We start from the raw sequence: 9,368 nt of genomic DNA, 5'->3' as shown, positions 1-9,368 counted from the left end.
CCCCCCCCCCCCCCCCCCCCCCCCCCCCCCCCCCCCCCCCCCCCCCCCCCCCCCCCCCCCCCCCCCCCCCCCCCCCCCCCCCCCCCCCCCCCCCCCCCCCCCCCCCCCCCCCCCTCTCCACGACCCGGCGACCACCGAGATCTACACTGTTCGCATTTCGTCGGCAGCGTCAGATGTGTATAAGAGACAGGGATATACCTACCCTGACTGGGTCTATAGTCTCTATTAAAGTTATAGTGAGTTTCTGTCTCTCGATCATAATACTGCCCAGGGAGCCGCAAGTTCATAGTTATGCTGCTCTCTGGAAGAATCCCGGCTGCTCCAAACGATTCTGTCACAGCCCTCCACGTTGTTTTACCCCTACTATTCGTGACCATTAATGGCATACCTATATAGTCAGTATGTATATACTGGTAGCTGGCATCCAATCCGACTAAACTTCCATTAACAGCATCTACCTGCCATATGGGGTCTGTACTCCACAAACCCTGCTGCAAGGCAAGTGGATTGAATCCATATCCTTTTATTAGCCCTCCTTGATCATTAATCTCTCCTATTAAACCATCATCACCATAGATGAAATAAGTAATTTCCGTAGTTAATCCATCCTTGATTCTCTTAGCAATTCGTCTCCCCAAGTGATCGTATCTATAGTCAGCCTCCAGATCGGTGCCAGACTGCTTGAGCATATGGCTGTACTTGATCAACCTCTCAGCTGCACTGTAACTATAGTTTTTTATGCTTTTAGCATTGGCCTCTTGTTTCGTATGCCCTTGCTCTGTATGGCTGACCTGAGTTTCAATTGGGACAACCTGACTGAATGGCGTAGTTCTAGGGTATAAAGTCAATTGGTTGTCTTCGTTATAGGCCCACATCCCAGGTTGGTGTGCACTGCTGATGCGATTTCCGACAGCATCGTAACCGTACTGCTCTTGGGGTAAGCCCAGGTCCCTGAGCGGCTGGTCTGGCGAAGCCTTGATCAGGCGGTCTAGGTTGTCGTAGTCGTATTCGGTTGTACCCAGGTCGCTGTCGATCTGAGTAATGTTGCCGGCCTTGTCGTATTGGTAGTGGCGGCTGGCGAGTATCTGGGCGGCAGCGTTCTTGACTTCGATGGACAGCGGCCTTTGCAGCGCATCCAGGCTGATGGTTTTGGTGGCACCCGGCGTCTCGATGCGCGTGGCTGTGAGCCATTGGTAGTTTCCGTAGCGGATCTGGCTCTGGTCTGGCAGGGTGACCAGGCTCAGGCGGCCCTTGTCGTAGCTGTATTGGCCTGCACTGCCATCGGGGTAGGTGTGTCCGGCCAGTTGGCCGTCGGCGTTGTAGCTCTGGCCTACCGTGAAGCTGAAGCTGCCAGTGTTGTCGACCTTGCCGTAAGTGACCTTGTTTTTCGTCGTTCGGCCCTGCGCGTCCTTGTCGTAGGTGGCGCTGCTGATCAGGTTGTGCTGGCCGTCCTTTTGCTCGTAGGCCGTGAGCAGGCCGTCTGCGTCGTACTGGTAGCTGATGCGTTGGTCGGTTTCCGTGCCTTGGAGCTTGTGCTCTTCCTGCACCATGCGGCCGGCCTTGTCATAGGCGTAGCTGCGGGTGTTGCCTCCAGCGTCCGTGCGTTGTGTCAGTTGGCCTGCGGCATCGTAGGCATACAGAATGGCGCCGCCCATGGGGCGGGTTTCCTTGATCAGGCGCCCGGCCTTGTCGTATTCGAATTTGTGAGTGTTGCCCTTGGCATCGGTCAGGCTGGTGAGCTGGTCGTGGGCGTTCCAGGTCTGCTGCGTGGCCTGGGCCAGGGGGTCGATGGTTTTGACGAGGCGGCCCAGGCCGTCGTATTCGTAGATGGTGGTGCGGCCTGCGGGGTCGACGGTGGCGACACGCTGGCCCAGGCTGTCGTATTGCTGGTGCTGGGTGCGGGTCTGCTCTGGCGTCGAGGGATTGGCCAGGTGTTGGGTGACAGCGGTCTGTCTGCCACTCTGGTCGTACTGGTAGGTTTCCCTGTACGTGGGGTATTGGGTCGCGATGAGCAAGCTAGCCATGGCGCTGGCGTCTTCCCCATATTCGTAGGTGATGGTGTTGCCTGCCGCATCGATGCTGCTGGCCGTGCGACCACGGTTGTCGTAGGTGGTCTGCGTGACAAGGCCGCTGGGGCTGATGGTGCTCAGTGGCAGGCCCGTGTTGTCGTAGGTGATGCGCGTGCCTGCGCCTTGGGTCTGGCCCGGGGCAATGGTTTCTATGACTCGACCTTGCGGGTCGTAGCGGGTTTGCTTTGTTCGGCCTGCTGCGCTGGTGCTCTTCGTCCTTCGCCCTCTGCCGTCGTATTCGTGGCTTGTGGTCTGGTTCAGGGCATTGGTGGCCTGGGTCAGCCGGCCTGCGGCATCAAATCCCAGCATGGTGGTGTTACCCAGGACGTCGGTCTGCGTGGCGGGTAGACCTGCTGCGTTGTAGCTGGCTTTGCTACTGTGGCCCAACGGGTCCGTGGCTTCGATCAGGCTGCCGTTGTTGTCATAGCGGTAGGTGGTCGTTCTGCTGTCCTCACCTTTGCCGTCGCCTGCGCCAGTGCTGCGGCTCGTCAGTTGCCCATAGCTGTCGTACTGGTAGCGCGTGGTGCGCTGTTCAGGCCGGCCCAGGGCTTCGGTCCAGATGGTGACGCGGCCTTTGTCGTCATGACTCCAGGTGCTGGTGATGCCGCCCTGGTTGATGTGCTTTGTCCTGAGGCCTCGTACAGGCTCGTATTCGTATTGGTCCCGGCTGCCATCCGGGTAAATGATCTGCAGCGGCTGGTAGTTGTAGTCGTAGCTGGTGGTGGTGGTCAGGCCCCGCGCATTGATGGCGCGGGTCTGGTAGTTGCCGTCCCAGAGGGTTTTTGCTGCAGGTTTGCCGTTGAAGGTTCTTTCGAGCTCGTTGCCTTCACGGTCGTAGAGGTAGACGGTGGTGTTGCCTCGGCAGTCCAGATAGGTGACGAGGAATTGGCGTTTTTCTCGCAGGTACTGGTTCTTGCCGGTGGAGGCGCAGCCCTGTCCATCGAATTTGCCGACCCGGCCACCGCCCCAGAGGTTGGCGAGTTTGCTGGTGGTGCCACTGGTGCCCGTGGGGTCCAGGACCTTGCCGGCGGCGCCCAGGGTGAGCAGCGGTGCGGGGGCAGGGATGCTTTGGCTGTACTGGACCGTGACCTGGGCGCCCAGCGGGTCGGTGCGGCTGGTGAGCTGGCCGTTGCCGTCGTAGGTGTAGCTCCAGCGCTGGCCCATGACGTCGGTGGCCTGGGTGAGCAACTGCCCATTCCATTGGTAGCTGACGCTGCGCCCGGCCCGGTCTTCGATGCGGGTGATGAGGCCATTGGTCAGGGTGGCCGTGTAGACGGTACCGCCATGGTGGTCCAGAATGCGGGCCCGCGTGGCGCTGTCGTAGGCAAAGCGCACATTGATGCCGTTGGTGTTGGCGTAGCCCAGGATGCGGCCCTGTGGGTCGTAGTCGATGCTGTTGCCCAGGCGGTCGTACCAGCGCCACTGTGCTTGCGGGTTCTGGGCACTGCCGCCTTCGGCAAGCCGCTTGATGAAGACGGGCGCGTTGTTCTTGCCCTTGGCGATGTAGAGGTCGGCCTGGCCGCTGCGCTCGTACAGGACGCCTGCGCGTTCGATGAGCCGGGCGTCACGACCCAGCGGGTCGAGTTCGAAGTTCAGCGGCGCCCAGGCCGGATTGAGCCACCAGCGACCCTGGCTCCAGCTGCGCGCGATGTCCAGCGGGCCACCCAGGACCTGCACGCGCAGGTCGATGTGGGTTTCGGTGTATTCGCCGTTGATCCAGCGCACCTGGGGTTCGCTGGACTGGGTGGTGAGGGAGTAGCCGGGGTCGCCGGGGCGGGTGAAGGCGCTGGGGCTGGTGTAGTCCTGCGCGTTGACCATCGAGGGCAGCAGGCTTGCTGCTGCAAGGACTGCGCACAGCCAACCGTGCACAGCATGTTTTCTGTTTCTCATTTCTTCCCCTCTCGTCTCGCAAATCGTTTGCCTTGTTGAATGCATCTCTTGAGCTGATGACCGGGCGATGCCCGGTCGTGGCTGATGTGTGGTGAATGCTTTTTGCATTAGCGGAAGTCGCCTCCGGCCCCTGCGCCTCCACCTCCTGAACCGCCCCCGCCCGAGCCTCCCCCACCAGGGCCTGCGCCACCGCCTGCGCAGCATTGGCCACGGCAGGTGGGTGTGCATTCAGGGGCCAAGGGCAGTGGCGTTGCCGGGTAGCCACCATCAGGGCCACCCCAGCCTGCTGGATAACCAGTGCTGCAGTAGCGCTTGCCATTGATCACCTCACACTTGGCTTCGGGCCTCGGCAAAGACGGTGCACTGCTGCCTCCGCTTCCACCACATGCGCCACCGACAAGCCGGCCGAAAGTGGAAGAGACGGTGCGCATTTCCTCCTCTCCATTGGCACAGACCCAGCCACATTCCGCCGTGGCCCACTGCGCATAGGAAGAGCAGCTGCCCGCATTGCGCGCATTCACCACGATGCTCTGCACAGCCCCCATCTCCGCCGACCGTGCCTGCCTGAAGCCCATGCTGCGCGGGTGCAGCTTGACGGCCGTGATGCGGTAGGGAATGACCACGCGCTGCTTGGCGGCCAGGGTCTTGGGGATGTCCGCCAGGAATTCGTAGCGGTAGTACTCGTCGGACTGCGGCGGTGTGAAGACGACCTTGTCGGCCTGGATCAGGCCGTAGTTGGTCAGCGTCAGCTCGCCCGTGAATTCCTCGCCCACCTGCAGCTCGGGCAGGCTGATGGACAGGGGCTCCAGCAGCACCACGGGGGCCGGTACCTGGGTCTGGAAGGTGGCTTCCAGGGTGATCTGGTACTCGTCCTTGATGGTGGTTTCCGTCACGCTGAAGTCGATGCTGATGGTCTGGTACTGCAGGTGCACGCGCTCCGAGGTGGTGACGCCCGGGCGCACGAAGATGCGGCCCGACCTGTCGGCATGGCGCGGTCCGCTGGCGCGGTAGGTGTAGGTGCCAGGCGGCAGGTCGGTGAGCACGGCCTTGCCTTGCGCGTCCGTGGTGAGGGTGCGCATATAGGTGAGCACGGCATCGTTTTGCAGGCGGATGCGCACGTTGGCCACGCCCGGTATGGGCTTGCCGCCCGCGTCCAGCGTTTCCGTGAACAGGTCGGTGGCATGGAAGCTCAGCCCGCCCTGCCCGCTTTGCGTGACGGCCACCGAGACGGGTATGGTGCCCGTGCCCTGGTTGCTGGCCGTGATCTGCAGTCGGTAGTTGTAGATGCCGTCGGCCACGTCCTTGCCAGGGCTTGCCGTGACCTGGATGGGCACCTGGGCGCCCACGTCCACGGCGCCGATGTGGCTGGCGCTGGACAGGAAGATCCAGGAAGGCGCGGCCCGGCCATCCTTGTCCACCAGCTGAACCTTCACGTCCTGGGCCGCCACCAGGCCACGGTTGCCGATGGTGATGCTTTCGGTGACCGTCTTTTCCTGCTGTACCCCGGTTTCTATGTAGGTGGGATTGGCAAACAGCTCGGGCAGGGCCTGCACCAGCCGGTAGTGGATGGTGAAGCTGCCCCGGGGCGTGTCCCCTGTCTCGCTGGCGTAGGCCGTCAGCACGACGGTGCCCGTCTCCCCGGCCGATGCACTGCCCGTGAAGCGGATGACCATGGGCACCGAGGCGCCTGCGGCCACATTGACCGGCGCCCCCGGCTCCACGCTGATGCCCGGCGGCAGGCTGCCGCTGGGCTGCTGTGCCGGAACCACGGCCCAGCGCACGCCGGTGGCGCCCGTGCCCGCGCTGGCACGCGCGTTGACCGTGATGCTGGCGGCAAAGCCGCGCGGCGCGGTGAGCTGGTAGCTGGCCAGGTCGAAACTCAGGCGGTTGATGGTGAAGCGCCCCTGCTCTGTGGTGAGGGTTTCTTCCGGGTGGATGACGGAGACGATGTAGGTGCCGTTGTCATTGGCCGTGGGCACGAATTCGTAGCGGTACTGGCCGCTGTCGTCGGTGGCGATGCCTATGCGCCGCTTGAAGCCCGAGATGTCCAGCACCATGCGCAATGCTGCGTTGGGCATGGGCTGTCCGCTGGCGCGTGACACGGCGGCACCGGCAATGACGACGCGTTGCGCGCCGTACGAGACCGCCGGGCTGACGGAGCTGACCGTGCCCGTATAGGGCGTCTTGGGCTGCTCGGGCTCGGGCGGCTTGTTGTTGACGGTGACGGCGCGCGTGGCTTCGCCGGTCTTGCCTGCCTTGCTGGTGGCCACGGCCCTGAGCGTGAGGGCACCGTTGGCCACGCCCGACGTGTCCCACTGCACGCTGAACGGAGCCTGCGTGGCCGAGCCGATCAGGCTGCCATTGGCGAAGAAATCGACCTTGGCAATACCGTCCGGTGCCGAGGCGGCGACACCTACGGCCGTGCTGCCGACAACAGTGGCATCCTGGCCCGGCACGGTGAAGTTCACCGTCGGAGCCGCGATGGCATAGGTCACGGCAACCGCCGCGCTCCTGGGACTGGTGCCGCGCGCATTGCTGGCCGTCGCTTCGATGCGGTGCGCGCCTTCGGCTGGCAGGGTCAGGCTGCCGGAGAAGCTGCCATTGGCTGGCACGGCCATCGGGCTGCCCACGGCCTGGCCGCCCAGATACAGCTGCACCTGCGAGCCCGCCATGGCCGTGCCGGAGACGGTCAATTGCGGCGTGGACACCTGTGCGTTGTTGACGGGCTGCGCAATGACAGGGGCAGGCGGCGCGCTGAGACTGAGCGTGAACGGTATGTCCAGCACGGCCGCAATACCGTCCGAGTCGGTGGCGGTGATGCTGAACCGATGCGCGCCATTGGGCAGTTGTGCAAAGTCGATGAACTGGCTGTGGTTGAACGGGCTGGTGTTGCCGCCGCTGCGCTCGAAGATCTGCAGGCCGTTGATGGTGGCCTTGACGTTGGCAATGCCGCGTGGGCTTTGCGCCGCCACATCCAACTGACCCGCCTGCGTAATGGTCGCATCGGGCAGCAAAAGCACTCCGGCAAAGCTGGCGCTCAGGGTCGGTGGCTGTACTGCCCTTTTCTGCACCTGTACCGGGATCGATATGGTGCTGCTCAGGCCAAGGAGGTTGGTTGCTATGGCCTGCAGGTTGTAGCGGCCGTCGGGTACGGTCGCCAGTGCCCACGTCGCCTGGAAGGGAGGTTGGGTCAACAATGCAAGGCGCTGGCCATCAATCAGGATTTCCACCGTTTGAACACCCTCGGCATCGCTGGCCTGGAGCACGACAGGCGCATCCTGCTCCAGCACAGCTCCCGCAACTGGCTGAACAAATTGCAGCTGCGGCCCTTCGGGTGCATAGGCGATAGGGCGTGGCAGGGAGAATTGGCTGATGCCGCCCTGTGCCATGCGGAATTGCGCATGCACCATCTTGTCGCCCGCCCCGCTGGACAGGAGGTGGCTCGTCAACATCGGATGGCTGTCCATGTCGCTCCATTGCGCGCTGTCGAACAGCGTGCTTTCCTGCAACCGGAACTGCGCGGCCTGTGGGCAGTCCAGGCGCAGTTCCACGTTACGCAGGCGCGTGGCATAGCCCTGGGTTGGAGCAATGGAGCAATCAAGTCCAGGCTCCGCAACCAAGTAGTCGCCGTAGTCCACGCCCGGACTCACCCCATTGCCCCGGCCAAAGGGGTTGGCTACCGGATCGCGAGGACCGCTGACATGGCCCCACCAGTTGCCGCGGGCCTGGACGATGCTGGCGGGGCTGGTATTGCGAATGCCAAGCTCGGTATTGCCGGAAATATCGGACCCACCAATGGCAGGGGTTGCGCCTTGCTCCGCGAGCAGGCCCACTGCGTTGCCGATGATGCGGGAGCGCGTGATCCCAGGACTTCCTGTACCCACAACGCGGATACCCACTGTGTTGAACGTGAGTTTCAGCCCCTGTAGCGCATGGCTGGCACCTCCCAGTACCAAAGCCGCACCACCTTCCATGTGCCTGGGCAAGCCGTCGGCCCCCCCGGCATAGCGAATGGCCAGGCCGTCCAGCGCAAGGTCGCCGGCAGCAACCTCAGGCGCGGCCAACACGCCCAGCCAGTCACCGGCCTTGGCTTGCCGGGGTGCTTGCTGGGGCTCTACCTCGCCCAGTGCAGAGTGGTCATGCCGGCTGGTGAGGAGAGTGTCCACGCCCGACTGCAGCCGGTCATGCACACGGATGCCTGCGCCCTGGCCAAATTTGACGACGACGCCATCAGCAATGGATAGCTGCGCGGTATCGGCGGCGATGGCCGCCGTCATTGCGAGCGCGGTCGCCGCAGCCACAACGCCATAGCCGTGCAACCTCGTCCACAGCCTGCGCCAGAGTTTCAGGCATGCGGTGAAATGGGATATCTGCATGTCTGCCTCCTTCAGGGCCTGACCGTGATCTGCTTGCTGGCGGCAGGGGTGAAGCCCGGCGCACTGGCCGTGACCTGGGTATCACCCGGCGCCACGGCAATAAAGACCGCAGGATCGGATGCGGCCGTGCCCGCCGCCCAGTTCACCGATCCCGTGACCGTCCCCACTGAAGGAACCGAGCTGGTGAATGTGACTGCCAGAGGCTGCGCGGGGTACTGCCGCTCAGGCAAATAGGCATTCGCGACCTCGGCAGTCACATGAATGGCGCTCGCCTGCTGGCCCACAGAGACAACCGAAGGCACAGACTGCAAGCGCAGTGAAGGCATGACGGTTTCCATGACCACGCGACCTGGTTCAAACCCAACGGCCGATGCCTCAATCTCGGTAGCGCCCAGATCCCCACCTATCACACTGACAAAGGCTTCACTCCTACCCTGGGGTATGGTGACCGTCGCCGGCACGGCACACACTTGAGCGGCAATGCAGCGCAGGCTGACAGTCAGGTCGCCTTCGCTGTCGGGAGCGCCATCGATCCGCCGGCGTACATACAGCTCGCTTTCATAATCACTCTGATAGGTTCTGAGCCCCTTGCCGACAATCAGATTACCTCTGGGACTTTTGAGCTCAATCACTTTTCTGGACGCCACGATGGTCTGTACTGCCGACTGCGCTTGCAACACTCCTGGTATCTCGGCCTGGACGCGGTAGGTACCGGCAGTAACGGCCGCACCGACATAGGCAATATTGGAGCTTCTTTCGCCCTCGGAAATAAATACCTGCGTAACCGATCCACCAAGCTCATCCGTGATTTCACCAACCAGGCCAGCTGGCTGCTGTTCTACCAGACTGACATTGACCTGTCTCTTATACACATCTGACGCTGCCGACGAAATGCGAACAAAAAAAAATTTTTTGAAGGAGGAGGAGGGGGAGGGGGGGGAGGGGGGGGGGGGGGGGGGGGGGGGGGGGGGGTTGGGGGGGGGGGGGGGGGGGGGGGGGGGGGGGGGGGGGGGGGGGGGGGGGGGGGGGGGGG

At 63.2% G+C, this 9,368-nt stretch carries 4 protein-coding genes; all 4 read right to left on the bottom strand.

Annotated features, from left to right (window positions below; genetic code table 11):
* Positions 1 to 3,959 (bottom strand): RHS domain-containing protein (locus JHD82_RS27870; protein ID WP_199140069.1); only part of this gene is annotated, 3,959 nt, incomplete at its 3' end.
* A gap of 107 nt (positions 3,960 to 4,066) precedes the next feature.
* Complete coding sequence (locus JHD82_RS27865) at positions 4,067 to 8,335, bottom strand: Ig-like domain-containing protein (RefSeq protein WP_199140067.1); 4,269 nt, start codon at positions 8,333 to 8,335, stop codon at positions 4,067 to 4,069.
* Positions 8,336 to 8,346: 11 nt separating this feature from the next.
* Positions 8,347 to 9,207: a hypothetical protein gene (locus JHD82_RS27860; RefSeq protein ID WP_199140065.1), complete on the bottom strand. Its 861-nt coding sequence runs from the start codon at positions 9,205 to 9,207 to the stop codon at positions 8,347 to 8,349.
* Positions 9,174 to 9,368: hypothetical protein (locus tag JHD82_RS27855; RefSeq protein ID WP_199140063.1), on the bottom strand; the 195-nt coding region annotated here is incomplete at its 5' end. The genes JHD82_RS27860 and JHD82_RS27855, both read right to left, overlap by 34 nt.

This window comes from Delftia sp. ASV31 (assembly GCF_016428765.1).
GTDB classification, from domain to species: domain Bacteria; phylum Pseudomonadota; class Gammaproteobacteria; order Burkholderiales; family Burkholderiaceae_C; genus Comamonas; species Comamonas acidovorans.
This window is presented reverse-complemented; position numbering and strand designations above follow the sequence as displayed.